Consider the following 17211-nt stretch of genomic DNA (forward strand, 5'->3'; position numbering starts at 1 on the left):
AAATAAAATGGCAAGTACTGCAGATTTCAAAAATGGTCTATGCATCGTTTATAACAACGACTTGTATATGATCACGGAATTTCAACACGTAAAGCCGGGTAAAGGCCCTGCTTTTGTGAGAACAAAACTGAAAAACGTAAAAACCGGCAAGGTAGTAGACAATACTTTCTCTGCTGGGCATAAGGTGGAAACGGCTCGTGTAGAAAAGCGAACCCACCAATTCTTGTTCAAAGATGATTTCGGTTTTCACTTTATGAATTCCGATACATTTGAGCAAGTGATGATTGAGGAGCAAATGATTGATGCTGCCGACCTAATTAAGGATGGTCAACAGGCTGACATTCTCTTTCATGCCGAAACAGAAACACCACTTACTTGCGAGCTACCTGCATACGTAGAGCTTGAGGTTACTTATACTGAGCCGGGCATTAAAGGCGACACCGCTACAAATGCTACTAAGCCGGCAACACTTGAGACTGGAGCTGAAATTCAAGTCCCATTATTCATTAACTTAGGAGATAAAATCAAAGTAGATACGAGAACTCACTCATATGGTGAGCGTGTGAAATCATAAACTTACCTGGAATGAATCCCAAAGAAATTAAAAACATGATCGACTTCATTGCCAAATCTGGTTTGGCTGAAGTAAACATTGAAACTGAAGAATTTAAAATCGAGGTTAAGAGAGAAACAGAAGCAAAAGTAGTTCAGTCTGCGCCTGCTGCTGCTCCAGCACCAGCTGCTGCTCCGGCTCCTACGCCATCACCAGCTGCCCCTGCACCAGAGGCCGCTCCTGCAAAACCTGCTGACGATAGCTCGAAATATGTAGAAATCAAGTCACCTATGATTGGTACTTTCTACCGCTCTCCAAAGCCAGAAGATCCTTCTTTCGTGAATGTAGGCGATAGCGTTTCTGCTGGCGACAAGGTTTGTATTGTTGAGGCAATGAAGCTTTTCAACGAAATTGAATCTGAGGTTTCTGGTAAAATTGTAAAAGTACTGGTAGAAAACGCCTCTCCAGTTGAATACGATCAGCCGCTGTTCTTAGTTGATCCATCTTAAGAAAGAGAGCTGCATTGCTCTTGAATGTTTCATTTTAATTGAATCATTGTGTTCAAAAAGATATTAATAGCCAACAGAGGTGAGATTGCCTTGCGCGTTATCAGAACGTGTAAAGAAATGGGCATAAAAACCGTAGCGGTTTATTCTACTGCCGACAAAGACAGCTTGCACGTACGCTTTGCTGACGAAGCAGTAAACATTGGCCCAGCACCTTCTAATCAGTCTTATTTAAAAATACCTCATATCATTTCTGCTGCAGAAATCACTAATGCAGATGCCATTCACCCAGGCTACGGCTTCCTTTCTGAGAATGCGGAGTTCTCTAGAGTGTGTGAAGAGTATGGCATTAAATTTATTGGTGCCAGCCCAGGAATGATCGACAAAATGGGTGACAAGGCAACAGCCAAAGCCACCATGAAAGAAGCTGGCGTACCTACCATTCCTGGTTCGGAAGGACTTTTGGATAGCGTAGAAGAAGGTATAGTGCTAGCCAACGAAATGAAATACCCGGTAATACTAAAAGCAACTGCTGGTGGTGGTGGCCGTGGTATGAGAATCGTTAATGATGATTCTGGTTTCAAAAAAGCTTGGGACGATGCCAAAATGGAATCGGCTGCCGCTTTTGGTAACGATGGCCTTTACTTAGAGAAATTCATCGAGGAGCCACGTCACGTTGAAATTCAGGTTGTAGGCGATAGCAACGGAAAAGCTTGTCACCTTTCTGAAAGAGATTGCTCTATTCAGCGTAGACACCAAAAATTGGTAGAAGAGACTCCATCTCCTGCTATCAACCAAGAGATTCGTGACAAAATGGGTGCTGCCGCGGTAAAAGCTGCAGAAGCCATTGGTTACGAAGGTGCAGGAACTGTAGAATTCCTACTCGACAAAAATGGTGACTTCTACTTTATGGAGATGAACACCAGAATTCAGGTTGAGCACCCAATTACTGAAGAAGTAACTGACTTTGATCTGATTAAGGAGCAGATTAAAGTAGCCGCTGGCGAGCCAATTTCTGGCAAGAACTACTACCCTAAGCTTTACGCTATGGAGTGTAGAATTAATGCAGAAGACCCTCGCCATGGCTTCAGACCTTCTCCAGGTAAAATCACCAACCTTCACCTACCAGGTGGACACGGTGTGCGTGTAGATAGCCATGTTTACGCTGGCTATAGCATTCCTCCAAACTACGACTCAATGATTGCCAAGCTTATTGTAAGCGGACAGTCTCGAGAAGAAGTAATTGTGAGAATGAAACGTGCCCTTGAGGAGTTCGTGATTGAAGGAATTAAAACAACGATTCCTTTCCACATTAAATTGATGAGTGATGAAGGATTCAAATCCGGAAACTTCACCACCAAGTACTTAGAAACATTTGATTTCTCTGACCTTTAGTCAGTATTATTTCATACAGAATTAATAGATTGCCAGCTTTTTATGAGCTGGCTTTTTTTATGAAGGAACTTTTCACCTTGAAACAGAACCTATTAATTTTTCTGTTTTTAATCCTACTATCCACTGGTTTTACCACACAGCAAGCTGCAGATTATCGAATATATGTGGCGGCTGGTAGAGTTATGATAGATGACAAAACCAATCCCTATGCTGATGAGGATATGGTTGAAACCGAACCTGATGGCATAGTTACTCCCCATGCGCAATATCGATATGCTCCTATATTTGGAATCGCTCTTTACCCCATCTCACTACTCCCAAAACAGCTTTATATTTTCCTTTGGCTGTTCCTGAATGCTTTTCTTTTGCTTAAAACACTTCTGCTATTCAGGAACTTTTTCCCAAAGCTACTCGAGTCGAAAAAGGCATTTTTGGGAGTATGTGGTATTTCTCTGATTATGTGTATCAGACTAATAGGACAGAACTTTGAGCTAGGTCAAACTACCATAATTCTCGTATTCCTGTCCTTCTACTCACTATACCTTAGCAAGCAAAACAAGCCGATACTGGGCGGTTTAATGTTAAGCTTAGCCATAATTACCAAAATAATGCCGCTAGTGCTTATGGCTTATTTTGTTTACCGTAAAGACTTCAAAACCCCAGTTTATACAATTGCTTGGACTGTATTCTTTGTTTTCTTGCCAATTATTTTTGTAGGCTATGAATACAACAACTTTTTGATTCAAGAATGGTATGGCATTATAAACCCAATGAACAAGGAATATACACTTGAAACCAAAACCGGTATTTACAACTTGTCAGCCTTTATTTACGCCTACTTTACTGAAATGCCGGATCAAAAAATTTCTGGTAACAGAAGTTTAGCGTCACTCTCTTATGAGTTTGCTGGCACAATCACAAATGTAGTCCGAGGCCTTTTTATCCTATTTACACTTTATTTCACTAAGTGGAATCCATTCAAATCCATTGATGACTACAAGCAGCTATTTTGGGAGTTTGGTTATATCAGCTTGGCCTTTCCTCTGATCTTTCCGGCTCAAAACAAGTATTCATTCTATTACATGTTTCCAGCCATCTTCTACTTGAGTATTTATTTCTACACCCAGTCTAAAAGCTTAGGTTCTTGGAAGAAGATTAAGCCTTCTATATTAATTCCTTTAGCGCTGTACTTTATACTTACTAACCTTACCTCATCGAACATAATTGGAAAAGCATTGTATGATCAAACCCAGTATTTTAAGATCATAACATTTGGGGCAATAGCCCTGTTGATCGCTTATATTCAAGTGAAACCAAGCATGCTGCAACCTAAAGCAACCAATAAACAATGAACACACCACATATCAACATTGTCATTCCGCTTTACAACGAAGAAGAGGTTTTTCAACAATTAATCGATCGACTTACTGCTTTAATGGAAAGTTTTGACAAATCCATTGAAGTAATATTGGTAGATGATGGAAGTAGGGATGCCACTGCACAATTAATGGCCGACTTGGCGCTTAAGGATAGTCGTTTTCAAAGCATTGTTCTTTCTAGAAACTTTGGTCACCAAACAGCACTAACGGCAGGTTTACAGCAGGTTTCTGCTACTGATGCCGTTTTAATAATCGATGCTGACCTTCAAGACCCACCAGAGCTACTGGATAAATTATACCAGTACTATGAAGACGGATATGACGTAGTTTATGCAGTAAGAAAGAACAGAAAAGAGGGTTTCCTGAAAAAACTCGCGTACAAGTCCTTCTATCGATTAATGGACAAAATCTCCTATATACAAATCCCCTTAGATACTGGAGACTTCTCCCTAATTAGCGCTAAAGTAGCCAATCTTCTAAATGAAATGCCAGAGGAAAGTAGGTTTCTGAGGGGGATGAGAAGTTGGTTAGGCTTTAAACAAATTGGGATAGAATACGACAGAGAAGAAAGAAAGTCAGGAGAATCTAAATACTCTTTAAGAAAACTATTTCAATTAGCCTTTAATGGTGTATTTAATTTTAGTGAAGCCCCTATCAAACTGATAACCAACTTAGGATTGCTCACGGTAATTTCCTCTTTTGCTTATTTAGGTTATGTTATTGCAAAAAAACTGATTTACGGAAACGTACCAGAAGGCTTCACTGGTTTGTTATTTGTACTTGTCCTTTTCGGAGGAATTCAGTTATTATCACTTGGGCTAATTGGAGAATACGTATTAAGAATATTCTTTCAAGTGAAACAGCGTCCCTTGTTTGTAATCAAAGAAAAAATTAAGAATGGAAAAATAAAAGGGAAAGACTAAGCCTTTCCCTCAATTTCTTCACACAATTCTTTATACCACGCTTCACCATATTTACGGATAAGCGCGTCCTTCAAGAATTTATAAATAGGTACACCAAGTTTTTCTCCGAGCGTACAAGCCGCAGAACAAATGTCCCAACGGTCGTAATTCAACGCCTCATAATGATCATACTTGGTAATTCTAATTGGGTACAACTCGCAAGAAATAGGTTTCTTAAAAGTGGTTTTACCGTCTCTGTACGCCTGTTCTATACCGCACTTCAAAATGCCCTTATCATCGTAAATGGCAAAAGCACACTCCTTGCCACCAATTGTAGTGGTAGAATAATCACCTTCAAAGTCCTTGATGTAAGTACCCTCTTGCTCTATCGCAGCAATTCCTTCTGGCGATAGGTACGGCTTTACAACTTCATATGCTGCCTCAATTTCCTTGAGTTCGTGTTCTTCAAGCGGAGCACCTAGGTCACCTTCTACACAGCAAGCACCTTTGCACTTATCCAGATCACACACAAAGAAGTTCTCTTTTATGTCATCGCTCAATACCGCGTTATCTACCAGTATCATTTCTTATCCTTATTTATTACTTCCCCTTGAGTTATACGCCAAATCTTAATCCCTCGTAGCATTACATCATAGCCGTTCAATGCTGAAATTACGAAGCCAACTTTTCCATCCAATATACCTAAACGTAGGATGTAGTGGTAGAAAAAGCGGTACCACGGTTTTACAATAATATTAAAGAAGAAGTTGGTACTCGCTCCTTTATGGATTTTGTCGTAAGCCTTCCATGTAGAGTACCAGCTAATTTTACCCAAATAGTGGTTCAATCCCTTATAGGTATTGTGCATTATCACCTGTTTTAACTGGCCAACCGTACCGTCAGTAATTATCTCAGCGTGCACATTCTTATCCTCATATCGGCATTTATCTCGCTTAAAAAGCCTTACCACCTTATCGTTTTGCCAACCACTATAATTCACTTTTTTACCCATAAAAAAGTTCTTCCGCTTAATCCAATAAGCGTCTTTTTGTTGGTTTTCCAGCTCCTTTTGAACCTCCTCAACCAATGTTTCGGTAGCGTACTCGTCAGCATCTAACAGAAAAATCCATTCATGTTTGGCTTGAGGAATAATCCAGTTCTTTTGTGTGGCAGAGTTAACGTATTCGTGCTGAACAATTGTGGTTGGATACTTTTTGGCTATGTCTAGTGTACCATCTGTACTGAAAGAATCGATGATGATAATTTCATCGGCCCATAGCACCGACTGAATACATTGCTCAATATTCTCTTCCTCGTTAAAGGTTGGAATGATGGCTGATACTTTGGGGTTCGCTTTTTTCATAGAATTGACTGTTGAGCCACCTTTTCCTTTTAAATTTGCGCCTCAAGAGGCAAAATTAAGGCCTTCCCATAAAATTCATAAATAATGGAGAAAGTATTATCAGTAATCAGCCCTGACAGCTCAAAACCAAAGAACACATACTTTCTCTTTATCCTCATTGCTTTCGTTTATTTCTACAACTTTCACGTAAATGATATTTGGACACCCAACGAAAGTTTTTATGCTGATGCAGTTCGCGAAATGTTCGAGTCGGGCAATTTCATAGACATTAAATACAACTACGAACCGCGTTACAATAAACCCCCGCTTACTTACTGGGCTATAGCCGCTAGTAATGCCATTTTCGGGTTAAATGAATTCGGAATTAGATTACCGATTGTACTAATGGCACTCGGCTCTATTTGGCTTACCTATTTGCTTGGCAAGCGTATGTATGGCCAATCGGGCGGGTTTTATGCCATGATTATTATGGCACTCGGCCTGCAACTATTAGCTGTAAAACAGTACGCTTCGCCCGAAGTCCCCCTCACCTACTTCTTTACACTTACCATGTATTGGTTTTATAGGGGGTATGAAGACCGATCGAACAAATACCTAATGCTCAGTTACATCGCCCTTGGACTCACTGTTTTAACCAAAGGCTTCCCCTATATAATTGTGATTGGGGGCATTGTAGGTTTTTATGTTTTACTAAAAAACTGGGGACAATGGAAGCAGCTTTGGAAAGACATTGTGTTTCTCAAACTTCCACTGGGCGTATTGATTGTTGGCGCAATTGGTCTTAGTTGGGTGATTTTTATGTACATAAAAGACGGACAAGCTTTTTGGGATATTTACTATACCGAAACCTTTGGAAGAGCGCTAGAGAAGAAGTCCAATGGCATGAAGCCATTCTTCTATATTGGGGTTTTAAGCTGGACAATAGTACCCTATTCACTCACGTTTTTTTACGCTGTTGTTCATTGGGCAATTTACCGCAAGTCCGCAAAACAGGCTCTCTTCCCTATTGCATGGGTATTAGTAATGCTCGTGATTTTCACCGTTTCAAAAGGTAAAATTCCAACATACATCATTCAAGCGCACCCAGCCTTAGCATTGATGATTGTGCCAATGTTTATTGGCGAAAAGACACCAAGGTTGGCCATCAAGATCATTCACTTTTTCATATCCGCTTTATTAACTGGCGGAATTATATACTTGATCTTAGAGCTTAATCTCTCCCTAGCATTTATGCTAATCCCTGCATTGTTGATTACTGCAACTGTAATGTTCTTAATCAAGAAAGAAAGCTTCAAATTCAGCTTAATTCTTCCTTTTTGGGCCATGTTCGGCTTTATGATTGTATTCAGCTCTTTTCTTCCAAAAATGGAGGCATTCAGACCTTATGACACTATTGGTGAAATAATCACTCAAAAGGAGATTGACAGGATAACACCTCTTCTACTCGATGCTTGGCTAATTCAAAACCTGCCTTATTATGCCAAAAGGCATACCTTGAGAGATTATTCTCCAAGCATGATCAATGAATACGCTACGAGTAATGAAACGCTTGCCTTCTTACCAAAAGATCATTTAACCGATTTAGACTTTGAATATGAGTTACTTTGGGAGGGAATGATCTATAACTTCTCCTCTGAGTCACAATTTTTCAAGTATGTTATGGCGGTTAATCAAGCGTTGAAGGGCAACACAGAAAAATTCGCTACCTACGCACTTGTATATAAACCTTAATTAGAGGTTTGTAACCTGAATGGTTTAGCTTTTTTGCCAAGCAAAAACTTAAACTTAAAGAAGTTAGAAACTGCACTATCCTTTTTCCAAAGCGCAGCATGCTGTTCAAGTTTTACCAACTTGGTTACGTCAACATCATTTGAAGCTAAACCCAAGCCACCGGCAGTTTTCCTGAAATCTTCTAAAATAAACCAGTACTTAAACTGCTTAATATGATCGTGATATTGCTTTCTATTGCTGTCATGAATAACCACAACACCATTTTTGGCCAACATAGCATGCGCTAGTTCAATACAGTTTTCGCGTCTTATACCATCAATTAAAATAAAATCGAATGGGGCGAACTGCTGCGGAAAAGCGGCATATACATCATCTGCAGGGGTTTCTGGGGCATTATGCTCAACATCTACAAAATGTAGCGACAAATTGGGCCTATCAATAACCTTAGAAATTTTGTCGAACCAACCCTTATGGTGCTCTATAGAAACCCATTCGGCACCCTCTGGCAAATGGCTCATGTAATATGGAGTACTTGTTCCGCAACCATATTCCAAGCACTTTTTAGGCTGACAGTTAGCAAACAACTCTTTAAAAAAATCAATCTCCTTGTATTTCATCCAAGGGTCTTTCGACTCTATACCCAAAAACTTCTGGAGCTTTCTTTTTGTGCCCTTAGTATAAATGCTTGCTAGTGTTTCCATACTTCAAAATCTCACGAAGATATTATTTCTATCCTAAAAGCCCACTCCAAAACATCGCATTTCAGACACCAAGTAACTTACACAATTCCATTAATCATGATTTTACCGAATTGACACAATGCAGTTGATAGAATCAATTATATTTAGAATTCGACCAAACCATTATTAACCCAAATCACCACTACTAACTATGTCTAAGAAATTTTCTAAGCTGCGGTTTCTCTACCGGGCTTATAAGTATAGATACATTGAAGACTCAGCCGAACTAAAGTATATAGAAGATAATATTACGCCAGGCCAATTGGTACTTGACATTGGCACACACAAGGGAGGTTACCTCTATTGGATTCAAAAGGCTACCGGTAAAAACGGCCGAGTAGTTGCCTTTGAACCACAACCCATATTGTACGACTATGTAAAAGAAGCGATTGATGTTTTTGATTACAAAAACGTGGAGTTTTACCACGGAGGCTTGTCTTCGCAACAAGGCACGCTCGATTTATTCATTCCAAAAGCAGAAGGATTAACATCTCCCGGTGCAACTTTCGAAAAAAGAGAGGGCAGAAAAGGACATTTTATTAAAGTACCCATTTACCAACTGGATGAACTCCTTGCTGAACGAAGACAACCGGTTTCATTTATTAAAATGGATGTGGAAGGCCATGAGCTAGAAGTATTTAAAGGTGCTGATAACATTTTAAAAAAGGACAGGCCTAAACTCATTTTTGAATGTGAAAACCGACACTTAAATAGTAGATCTGTAACAGATGTATTTGAATACGTTCAGGGTTTAGGGTATCGTGGCTTTTTCTTTAAAAATGGCAAAAAGCTCCCAATAGACTCCTTCAATTCGGCAGAAGACCAACTGGTTGATGGCAACCTTCAAATAGTGAATAAAAAAGGCTACTGTAATAACTTCGTGTTTGAACCAACAGCATAAAAAAAGGCTCCAAATGGAGCCTTTCTCTTATAAGTTTCAATACTATTAATATCTGTAGTGCTCTGGCTTGAATGGTCCTTCAACAGTAACACCAATGTATGATGCCTGATCTTCAGAAAGCGTATCTAACTCTACACCAATTTTCTCTAAGTGAAGTGCTGCAACCTTCTCATCCAAGTGCTTTGGCAACGTGTAAACTGCGTTTTCATAAGCCGCAGTGTTTGTCCAAAGTTCAAGTTGAGCCAAAGTTTGGTTGGTAAATGAGTTCGACATTACAAACGATGGGTGACCAGTAGCACAACCCAAATTCACCAAACGACCTTCAGCCAAAACAATAATATCGTTTCCTTCAATATTGTATAGGTCAACCTGAGGTTTGATCTCAATTTTAGTATCGCCAAAAGTACCATTCAACCAAGCCATATCGATTTCATTATCGAAGTGACCGATATTACAAACGATGGTTTTGTCCTTCATCGCTCTAAAGTGTCTTTCAGCAATAATGTCCTTATTACCAGTTGCAGTAACCACAATATCAGCTCTTTTTACTGCATCGTCCATTTTCTTCACCTCGAAGCCGTCCATTGCGGCTTGCAAAGCACAGATTGGATCAATTTCAGTAACAATCACTCTTACGCCAGCACCTCTCAAAGAAGCAGCAGAACCTTTACCAACATCGCCATAACCAGCAACAACAGCCACTTTACCTGCTAACATTACATCTGTAGCTCTTCTAATGGCATCTACCAAAGATTCCTTACAACCGTATTTATTATCGAATTTAGACTTAGTTACAGAGTCGTTTACGTTAATGGCAGGCATTGGAAGTGTACCTTTCTTCATTCTTTCGTAAAGTCTGTGAACACCCGTAGTGGTTTCTTCAGAAAGCCCTTTGATATCTGGTACCAACTGAGGGAACTGGTCTAGTACCATGTTGGTCAAATCACCACCATCATCTAGAATCATGTTCAATGGCTTGCCGCCTTCAAAAGCATGAAGCGTTTGCTCAATACACCAGTCGAATTCTTCTTCGTTCATGCCTTTCCAAGCAAATACCGGAATACCAGCTTGTGCAATAGCAGCAGCAGCATGATCTTGAGTAGAGAAAATATTACAAGAAGACCAGGTAACTTCAGCACCAAGTTCAACTAAAGTTTCAATCAAAACTGCAGTCTGAATTGTCATGTGTAAACAGCCGGCAATTCTAGCACCCGCAAGAGGCTTGCTAGCACCATATTCTTCTCTTAGCGACATTAAGCCTGGCATTTCTGCCTCTGCCAATTGAATTTCTTTTCTACCCCAATCTGCGAGGTTTATGTCTTTTACCTTGTATGCTATTCCTGTTTCTTGCATCGTTATCGTTATTTTGCTCGGCAAAGGTAGTACTTGCCAAAAGATTTTTCAATTATTACCCAAACTTCAAAACAAGAACTGAACTTCCTTAAAATCAAAGCGGTGCTCTCCTTGTTTCGATTCAATTATTAAATAACCAGAATCTTCTACCCTTGTTATTTTTCCTTCAAATTCATATTCGGCTAAATACTTTCTGGTTTGCGCATAACCGAGCAACTTACCATAATAAGCTTCCTTCAATAAGTCGTACTGTTCACGCTTAAGCTGCAGATAGTACTTTTCTAAATTCATAAGTAATGAATGTAGTACTTCCTCTAAGCCGAAAGCACTGCCTGCCTCTTTGGCCAATGAAGTAGCCGTATTCACTTTAAAACTCAGTTGATTCACATTAAGGCCAATCCCTACAACCGTACTGGAAAGCCTACTCCCTTGAAAAGCATTTTCAACGAGTATTCCAGCTACCTTCCCACCATTTAAGTATACATCGTTTGGCCATTTAACTAGTGCCTGATCGTTTGGCAAAAACGCCTCAATTGTATCGTTTACAGCCAATGAAGCAACAATATTGAGAAAGAACTGCTTATCGGCCTTGAGAAAAGTAGGCGTCAGCACAACCGAAAAAGTCAGGTTTTCGCCTGGCTTGGCTTCCCAGCTATTGCCACGCTGGCCTTTGCCCTGTGTTTGGTCATCGGTTATAAAAACCGCACCTTCAATGGTGGCAGTATTCCTGACATGCTCTCTGGCGGTGTCATTAGTTGAATGACATGTTGGCATGTAAACTATCTGCTTTCCTAGAAATAAGCTGTTAGCAAGAATTTTGTACAATGAATTTTTCGTAGTTTTAGACGCCAAAGAAAATAAAAATAGCGCAGAATCATTTTAATGAAATCAGAAGAACTTAGCAGCCTGGTAGTGAAGGGTATGGAAGATATGAAGGCCGAAGACATTGTACTGATGGACCTTCGTAAAGTAAAAGGGGCCGTAAGCGATTTCTTCGTGTTGTGTTCCGGAAACTCTGACACACAAATTCAAGCCATAGCAGAATCAATTGAGAAAGAGGTTCATAAAGCCTCAAAAGAAAATCCATGGAGAAAAGAAGGTTTCACAAACCGCGAATGGATACTTATAGACTATGTGAACGTAGTGGCACATGTTTTCAAAAAAGACAAACGCGCATTTTTTGCCTTAGAAGAGCTCTGGGGTGATGCGGTAATAAGCGAAATTAACACTACACAACGCTAACATTATCGTTCGGTAAGCGTTAAAGAAAAGGTTTTATTTTATCGAAAAGAAAAGCAGAATGCCTGATAAACCAAGAAAGAAAAACATTTTACCTACCCCAGGCCCGGGGAATAAGAAGCCTAACAATCAGGTTTGGATATTCATTACGCTAATTATTGTGTTTTTTGCCATTTCCTTTTTAACCAATCAAGGATCTGGTATTGCAATTACACCTTCTCGCTTTGAGGAGATGATTAAAAGCAATGATGTAGCTAAGGTTGTATTTATAAAGAACCAAACCAATGTAGAGGTTACATTAAAGCAAGATGCACTAAGCAACGCCAAGTATAAAACTGAATTAGAAAACAACAGCTTATTCGGCATATCTCAAGGCCCGCATTATGTATTGAAAAACTACTTCTCGTCAGCAGATAAGTTTAGCGAGTACTACACCGAATTTTTAGACAATAACGGTATTGCCAAAGAACAGCAAATCCCTGTTGAATTTGACACTAGAACTACCGTAATGGAGTTCTTAGGTACTTGGGGCTTCCTCATCATCATTATCCTTTTCTTTTGGTTAATGATGAGAAGAATGACTGGAAACGCAGGCCCTGGCGGACAGATTTTCAACATTGGAAAATCGCGCGCAGCCTTGTTCGATGCAGAGAATAAAGTAAAAATCACTTTTGGAAATGTTGCCGGCCTAGATGAAGCTAAAGAAGAGGTTCGTGAGATCGTTGAATTCTTAAAGAACCCTTCAAAATTCACCAAGTTAGGTGGTAAAATCCCTAAGGGTGCCCTACTAGTAGGCCCTCCGGGAACAGGTAAAACCTTATTAGCCAAAGCCGTAGCAGGTGAAGCGGGCGTGCCTTTCTTCTCACTTTCAGGTTCCGATTTTGTGGAAATGTTTGTGGGTGTGGGAGCAGCACGTGTAAGAGACTTATTTAAGCAAGCCAAAGAAAAAGCACCATGTATTGTGTTTATCGATGAGATTGATGCAATCGGTCGTTCACGCGGCAAAGGACAAATGCCTGGCTCGAACGATGAGCGCGAAAACACACTCAACTCACTTTTGGTAGAGATGGACGGTTTCGCGACAGATTCAGGTGTTATCATTTTGGCAGCGACCAACAGACCTGATGTACTAGATAATGCCCTGTTAAGACCAGGCCGTTTCGATAGACAAATCAGTATTGACAAACCCGATATTGTTGGTAGAGAAGCCATTTTCAAGGTTCACCTTAAGCCAATTAAGCTTGAAAAGGACGTTGATCCTAAGAAACTTTCGGCACAAACCCCTGGTTTTGCAGGTGCTGAGATAGCCAACGTTTGTAATGAAGCAGCACTTATTGCCGCTCGTAAAGACAAAAAGGCTGTTGATATGTCGGACTTCCAAGACGCAATTGACCGTGTAATTGGTGGTTTGGAAAAGAAGAACAAAATCATTTCTCCTGAAGAGAAGAAAATTGTTGCCTACCACGAGGCTGGCCACGCAGTAGCTGGCTGGTTCTTGGAGCATGCCGATCCATTGGTGAAAGTATCAATTGTGCCACGTGGTGTTGCAGCACTTGGCTACGCACAGTACTTGCCGAAAGAGCAATTCCTTTACCAAACAGAACAGCTGATGGACGAAATGTGCATGACGCTAGGTGGTAGAGCTGCAGAAGAAATCATTTTTGGCAAAATTTCGACTGGCGCGCTTAGTGACTTAGAACGAGTAACCAAAGTAGCCTATAGCATTGTTACGGTTTACGGAATGAATGATAAGATCGGAAACATCTCATTCTACGATTCGAAACAAAGCGAATACAGTTATTCTAAACCATACTCGGAAGCAACCGCCAAAACGATTGACGAAGAGGTTAAGAAAATTGTAGACCAAGCATACCAAAGAACAAAGCAGTTGCTAACTGAAAAACGTGAGCAGCTTGAGGTATTGGCTAAGGAGCTTTTGGACAAAGAAATCATCTTCCAATCTGACCTTGAAGGCTTGATTGGTAAGAGACCTTTTGAAAAAGAAACGACTTATCAGGCCTATACCAACAACGGTAAAGACAAGTCTGATGAAGAAACTGTAGATACCTCCGCAGAGGTAGTTGAAGAAGTTACTTCTGAAGAAACTTCAGCAAGCGATAGCGAAGAGAAAAAAGATTAAAAACACCTTATCTCAATAGATTAAAATCAGGCTGGTTTCGGCCTGATTTTTTTATTTCAAACCGAATCATAATATTTGATTTTTCTTCAATAAATGAAGCTTACACCAAATTCAGACCAAAAAATTTACTTCGCATCCGATTTTCATTTGGGGGTTCCAACTCCCGCTGCGAGTAAAGAAAGAGAGCAAAAAATCATTCGATGGTTAACGGAATGCGAGAAAGACGCGTCTGCTATCTTTTTGGTTGGCGATTTGTTCGACTTTTGGTTTGAGTACGGCTATACGATCCCAAAGGGTTTTACACGCTTTTTGGGCAAACTAGCAAGCCTTTCTGATAAGGGAATTGAACTACATATATTTACCGGCAACCACGATTTATGGATGTTTGGTTACTTAGAAAAGGAGCTTAGCGCTAAAGTTCACTACAACCCGATTGACCTACAGATAAATGACACTCGCGTATTAGTAGGCCATGGCGATGGACTTGGGCCTGGAGATAGCGGCTACAAATTCTTGAAAAAGGTTTTTACCAACCGATTTTTCCAATGGTGCTTTAAGTGGCTACACCCCGATATAGGCATGGGCTTAGCTAATTTTTGGTCGGGAAGAAGTCGAGCTCAGGCCGTAAATCAAGAACAGAAGTTTTTAGGCGAAGGCGAATGGTTATGGACATACGCCAAAGAGCAAGAGCAGCTACAACACAGAGATTACTATATATTCGGCCACAGACATTTACCGCTCGATTTGGAAGTAAGTGCCACAAGTCGCTACATTAACTTGGGTGAATGGCTTAGCAACTACACTTATGCGGTATATGAAAATGGTAAGATTGCGCTTAAAACTTTTGAGGCTTAGCACTTTTATCATAGCCCTCATCTTTGTTCAGCAGGCCTTTGGACAGAAACTAACCAAGACTGCGGAATACACACTCACCGACAAACCTGTTGCTGCTTCCATTGACAGAACTGGCAATATATACTTTGGCTACGGCAACGGAGATGTAACCAAGTACAGCCAAAAAGGCGAACTACTCTATACCTTTTCTCCCCCAAAGCGCTTCAATATTACACTTTTAGAATCGTGGTTAGGGTTAAAAACTTTTGTTTACTCTGCGCCTTATCAAGAATATTACTTTCTGGACAGGTTCATGAACAGCTCAGAACGCTATTCAGTAAGCGCAACATCAGGTCTAGATTTTTCTGGCTTGGCAACCATTGAAAACGACCGCACGCTGTGGAGCTTCAACACCACCACACAAACGCTTAGTAAACAAGACCTGATTATTAATGAGGTGATTTTCGAAAACAGACTTAACCTTATTCTAAATGTAGATGAGTTAAACCCAACATTTATTCGGGCCTATCAGAATTTGATTTTTATTGCAGACCCCAACTATGGCATTGCGGTTTTTGACAACCTCGGTTCCTATTTAGAAACCATTCCAGCAAAGGGAGTTGCCTTTTTCTCTTTTTACAAAGATCAGCTCATTTACCATACGGATGGCAAACTGACTTTAAAGCACATTTATAACCAGCAAAAAAAAGAGGTCAAAACTGACCTCTCATTTGGCTTTGTACTTATGGAAAACAATCAATTATTTGGAGTTACCGCCAACAAACTCCAGGTATTTTCTATTACTTATTAGCTAGCTCAAACTGTCCGGTGTAAATATCCAGCACCATCTGACGAATAAGAATTGCGTATTTAGATTGTGTCAGCGTTAATTCACCTACGTTTCGTGCATTCACATTTTCTAGGTAAGTCACAAAATCTACAGTTCCGTTATCATAACGGGTCTTAGAGAACTCAAAAGAGGTCTCCAAGTTGACCAGACTTTCCTTGGCTGCAGCATAAGTAGACTTCGCATTCAACAAGTCTAAATAAGCCTGTTGTACTTGGTTTCTCAGTTGGTTTTCTGTGTCTTGCAAGGTTAGCTCTGAGTTTAAATAGTTGATCTTAGACACTTGCATTTGTGTTCTGTTCTGAAAACGAGTAAAAAGGGGAATATTAAGATTCAGTCCAGCTGATTTATACTCATTATTTCTAAACTGGTCACTTAAATCCAATACAGTACCATCTTGCGCCTTTACGTTTGAAGACCATCCAGTACCATAACTCGCCCCCACTGATAGAGAAGGCATCCAAGTAAACTGAGATTGTCTATAACTCTTCTTTGAAGCTTGAAGTGCCAGCTCTGCAGACCTTAGGCTTGGAGAAAACTCACGTGCATTGTCATAAACAGTCGCATAAGCCTCAAGTTCGGCTTCCAACTCTGCATCATTTACTGTTATCCCTGCAAACTCATAGTTGTCAGAAGGGTCTAACAATAGCAGTTGTATCAAGCGAAGTTCTTGTGATTGAAGTTGGTTCTGACGTGTTACAATAATCAGCTCTTGCTGAGCAATCTGAGAACGGAAGTTGTAAACTTGCTCCATGTTGCCAACACCAGCTCTTTCTCGCTTCTCCTCTCTTTCCAACTGCTCCTTGTAAAGGTCATTGGTTTGGTTAGCAATTTTAAGCTGCTCCCTTGTCGAAATAAGGTCCAAAAATGCTACAACCACATCTCGCTCCGTTTGCAACTCTGTATTACGCACAGTTTCTTCAGCCGCCTGATATTGAAAGTTGGCACGTTGGGCATTATAAATATTCGACATACCATTAAAAATAACCATACTGGCATTTAGCGAACCACCTCCCGAAAGCGTGGTAGTATTTACTAGGTTACCAGAGGTCTGGTCAAACTGAAGACCTTCATTCCAATTGTAAGATGCCCCAGCACTCAATGATGGCAGGAAATTCATCTTGCTTTGCACCATTTGCGCCTTCGCACTAATTGAGCTGTTTCTTGCCCTTTTCAAACTGAGGTTGTTCTCCAAGGCAATGTTGATGCACTCTTCCAATGTTAGCGTTGTTTGTGCCTGAACATTGGCCAGCGCAAACAAAGAAAGAATGGCGGTGTATAATGTTTTTTTCATAACAGTTTTTTCTATCCTTTTGGCAATAGTTAGC

General features: G+C 40.3%; 17 protein-coding genes. 11 read left to right on the plus strand and 6 right to left on the minus strand.

The window, feature by feature from the left end; translation table 11 throughout:
- The first annotated feature begins 7 nt into the window (after positions 1 to 7).
- Genes efp through BMW98_RS17630 form a run of 5 tightly spaced genes read left to right on the plus strand, consistent with a single transcriptional unit; the run spans position 8 to position 4756 of the window.
- Complete coding sequence (gene efp / locus BMW98_RS17610) at positions 8 to 574, plus strand: elongation factor P (RefSeq protein WP_090260349.1); 567 nt, start codon at positions 8 to 10, stop codon at positions 572 to 574.
- A gap of 11 nt (positions 575 to 585) precedes the next feature.
- Positions 586 to 1062: an acetyl-CoA carboxylase biotin carboxyl carrier protein gene (accB, locus tag BMW98_RS17615; RefSeq protein ID WP_090260350.1), complete on the plus strand. Its 477-nt coding sequence runs from the start codon at positions 586 to 588 to the stop codon at positions 1060 to 1062.
- Positions 1063 to 1110: 48 nt separating this feature from the next.
- Positions 1111 to 2454 (plus strand): acetyl-CoA carboxylase biotin carboxylase subunit, encoded by a 1344-nt coding sequence (accC, locus tag BMW98_RS17620; RefSeq protein WP_090260352.1) that lies wholly within the window; start codon positions 1111 to 1113, stop codon positions 2452 to 2454.
- Between the two features lie 59 nt (positions 2455 to 2513).
- Positions 2514 to 3806: a glycosyltransferase family 87 protein gene (locus BMW98_RS17625; protein WP_139177654.1), complete on the plus strand. Its 1293-nt coding sequence runs from the start codon at positions 2514 to 2516 to the stop codon at positions 3804 to 3806.
- Positions 3803 to 4756 carry a glycosyltransferase family 2 protein gene (locus tag BMW98_RS17630; protein WP_090260356.1) on the plus strand — a complete coding sequence of 318 codons (954 nt, stop codon included), beginning with the start codon at positions 3803 to 3805 and terminating at the stop codon, positions 4754 to 4756. The genes BMW98_RS17625 and BMW98_RS17630 overlap by 4 nt, the downstream gene beginning before the upstream one ends.
- Here the strand turns inward: BMW98_RS17630 and BMW98_RS17635 are convergent.
- Both BMW98_RS17635 and BMW98_RS17640 read right to left on the minus strand, forming a co-directional pair.
- The gene (locus BMW98_RS17635; RefSeq protein WP_090260358.1) at positions 4753 to 5319 is read right to left on the minus strand and encodes a DUF3109 family protein; all 567 of its coding nucleotides are present in this window, start codon (positions 5317 to 5319) and stop codon (positions 4753 to 4755) included. The two genes, BMW98_RS17630 and BMW98_RS17635, sit on opposite strands and share 4 nt — an antisense overlap.
- Entirely contained in the window at positions 5316 to 6098 is a 783-nt protein-coding gene (locus BMW98_RS17640; RefSeq protein WP_090260360.1) for a glycosyltransferase family 2 protein, read from the minus strand. Before BMW98_RS17640 ends, BMW98_RS17635 begins: the two co-directional genes overlap by 4 nt.
- 84 nt (positions 6099 to 6182) lie before the next feature.
- On the opposite strand from BMW98_RS17640, the gene BMW98_RS17645 reads away from it, so the two are divergent.
- Positions 6183 to 7829, plus strand: coding sequence for an ArnT family glycosyltransferase (locus tag BMW98_RS17645; RefSeq protein WP_090260362.1), 1647 nt, complete (start codon positions 6183 to 6185; stop codon positions 7827 to 7829).
- Here BMW98_RS17645 and BMW98_RS17650 read toward each other — a convergent pair.
- Positions 7826 to 8530 carry a class I SAM-dependent methyltransferase gene (locus BMW98_RS17650; RefSeq protein ID WP_090260364.1) on the minus strand — a complete coding sequence of 235 codons (705 nt, stop codon included), beginning with the start codon at positions 8528 to 8530 and terminating at the stop codon, positions 7826 to 7828. The genes BMW98_RS17645 and BMW98_RS17650 overlap by 4 nt on opposite strands.
- Before the next feature lie 190 nt (positions 8531 to 8720).
- Here BMW98_RS17650 and BMW98_RS17655 point away from each other — a divergent pair, with 190 nt between their 5' ends.
- Entirely contained in the window at positions 8721 to 9470 is a 750-nt protein-coding gene (locus BMW98_RS17655) for an FkbM family methyltransferase (RefSeq protein ID WP_090260366.1), read from the plus strand.
- A 45-nt stretch (positions 9471 to 9515) separates the two neighbouring features.
- Here BMW98_RS17655 and ahcY read toward each other — a convergent pair whose 3' ends face one another.
- Positions 9516 to 10823 (minus strand): adenosylhomocysteinase, encoded by a 1308-nt coding sequence (gene ahcY / locus BMW98_RS17660; protein ID WP_090260369.1) that lies wholly within the window; start codon positions 10821 to 10823, stop codon positions 9516 to 9518.
- 66 nt (positions 10824 to 10889) lie between these two features.
- Complete coding sequence (locus tag BMW98_RS17665) at positions 10890 to 11597, minus strand: biotin--[acetyl-CoA-carboxylase] ligase (protein WP_139177656.1); 708 nt, start codon at positions 11595 to 11597, stop codon at positions 10890 to 10892.
- 108 nt (positions 11598 to 11705) lie between these two features.
- Between BMW98_RS17665 and rsfS the strand changes: the two genes are divergently transcribed.
- From rsfS to BMW98_RS17685, 4 genes are all read left to right on the plus strand, one after another.
- Positions 11706 to 12065, plus strand: a complete 360-nt coding sequence (rsfS, locus tag BMW98_RS17670) for a ribosome silencing factor (RefSeq protein WP_090260373.1) — start codon at positions 11706 to 11708, stop codon at positions 12063 to 12065.
- 58 nt (positions 12066 to 12123) lie between these two features.
- Complete coding sequence (ftsH, locus tag BMW98_RS17675; protein ID WP_090260375.1) at positions 12124 to 14202, plus strand: ATP-dependent zinc metalloprotease FtsH; 2079 nt, start codon at positions 12124 to 12126, stop codon at positions 14200 to 14202.
- Positions 14203 to 14295: 93 nt separating this feature from the next.
- Positions 14296 to 15057, plus strand: coding sequence for a UDP-2,3-diacylglucosamine diphosphatase (locus BMW98_RS17680; RefSeq protein WP_090260376.1), 762 nt, complete (start codon positions 14296 to 14298; stop codon positions 15055 to 15057).
- On the plus strand, positions 15017 to 15847 hold the full coding sequence (locus BMW98_RS17685) for a hypothetical protein (protein WP_090260378.1): 831 nt from the start codon (positions 15017 to 15019) through the stop codon (positions 15845 to 15847). The genes BMW98_RS17680 and BMW98_RS17685 overlap by 41 nt, the downstream gene beginning before the upstream one ends.
- On the opposite strand, the gene BMW98_RS17690 is transcribed toward BMW98_RS17685, so the two are convergent.
- On the minus strand, positions 15837 to 17177 hold the full coding sequence (locus BMW98_RS17690; protein WP_139177660.1) for a TolC family protein: 1341 nt from the start codon (positions 17175 to 17177) through the stop codon (positions 15837 to 15839). The two genes, BMW98_RS17685 and BMW98_RS17690, sit on opposite strands and share 11 nt — an antisense overlap.
- Positions 17178 to 17211: the final 34 nt, after the last annotated feature.

This window comes from Roseivirga pacifica (genome assembly GCF_900111145.1).
GTDB lineage: Bacteria > Bacteroidota > Bacteroidia > Cytophagales > Cyclobacteriaceae > Roseivirga > Roseivirga pacifica.

Excerpts from the sequence above, each read along its gene's own strand:
- efp (WP_090260349.1), top strand. The coding sequence starts at position 8 with ATGGCAAGTACTGCAGATTTCAAAAATGGTCTATGCATCGTTTATAAC.
- accB (WP_090260350.1), top strand. The coding sequence starts at position 586 with ATGAATCCCAAAGAAATTAAAAACATGATCGACTTCATTGCCAAATCT.
- BMW98_RS17625 (WP_139177654.1), top strand. The coding sequence starts at position 2,514 with ATGAAGGAACTTTTCACCTTGAAACAGAACCTATTAATTTTTCTGTTT.
- BMW98_RS17630 (WP_090260356.1), top strand. The coding sequence starts at position 3,803 with ATGAACACACCACATATCAACATTGTCATTCCGCTTTACAACGAAGAA.
- BMW98_RS17635 (WP_090260358.1), bottom strand. The coding sequence starts at position 5,319 with ATGATACTGGTAGATAACGCGGTATTGAGCGATGACATAAAAGAGAAC.
- BMW98_RS17640 (WP_090260360.1), bottom strand. The coding sequence starts at position 6,098 with ATGAAAAAAGCGAACCCCAAAGTATCAGCCATCATTCCAACCTTTAAC.
- BMW98_RS17645 (WP_090260362.1), top strand. The coding sequence starts at position 6,183 with ATGGAGAAAGTATTATCAGTAATCAGCCCTGACAGCTCAAAACCAAAG.
- BMW98_RS17650 (WP_090260364.1), bottom strand. The coding sequence starts at position 8,530 with ATGGAAACACTAGCAAGCATTTATACTAAGGGCACAAAAAGAAAGCTC.
- BMW98_RS17655 (WP_090260366.1), top strand. The coding sequence starts at position 8,721 with ATGTCTAAGAAATTTTCTAAGCTGCGGTTTCTCTACCGGGCTTATAAG.
- ahcY (WP_090260369.1), bottom strand. The coding sequence starts at position 10,823 with ATGCAAGAAACAGGAATAGCATACAAGGTAAAAGACATAAACCTCGCA.
- BMW98_RS17665 (WP_139177656.1), bottom strand. The coding sequence starts at position 11,597 with ATGCCAACATGTCATTCAACTAATGACACCGCCAGAGAGCATGTCAGG.
- rsfS (WP_090260373.1), top strand. The coding sequence starts at position 11,706 with ATGAAATCAGAAGAACTTAGCAGCCTGGTAGTGAAGGGTATGGAAGAT.
- ftsH (WP_090260375.1), top strand. The coding sequence starts at position 12,124 with ATGCCTGATAAACCAAGAAAGAAAAACATTTTACCTACCCCAGGCCCG.
- BMW98_RS17680 (WP_090260376.1), top strand. The coding sequence starts at position 14,296 with ATGAAGCTTACACCAAATTCAGACCAAAAAATTTACTTCGCATCCGAT.
- BMW98_RS17685 (WP_090260378.1), top strand. The coding sequence starts at position 15,017 with ATGAAAATGGTAAGATTGCGCTTAAAACTTTTGAGGCTTAGCACTTTT.
- BMW98_RS17690 (WP_139177660.1), bottom strand. The coding sequence starts at position 17,177 with ATGAAAAAAACATTATACACCGCCATTCTTTCTTTGTTTGCGCTGGCC.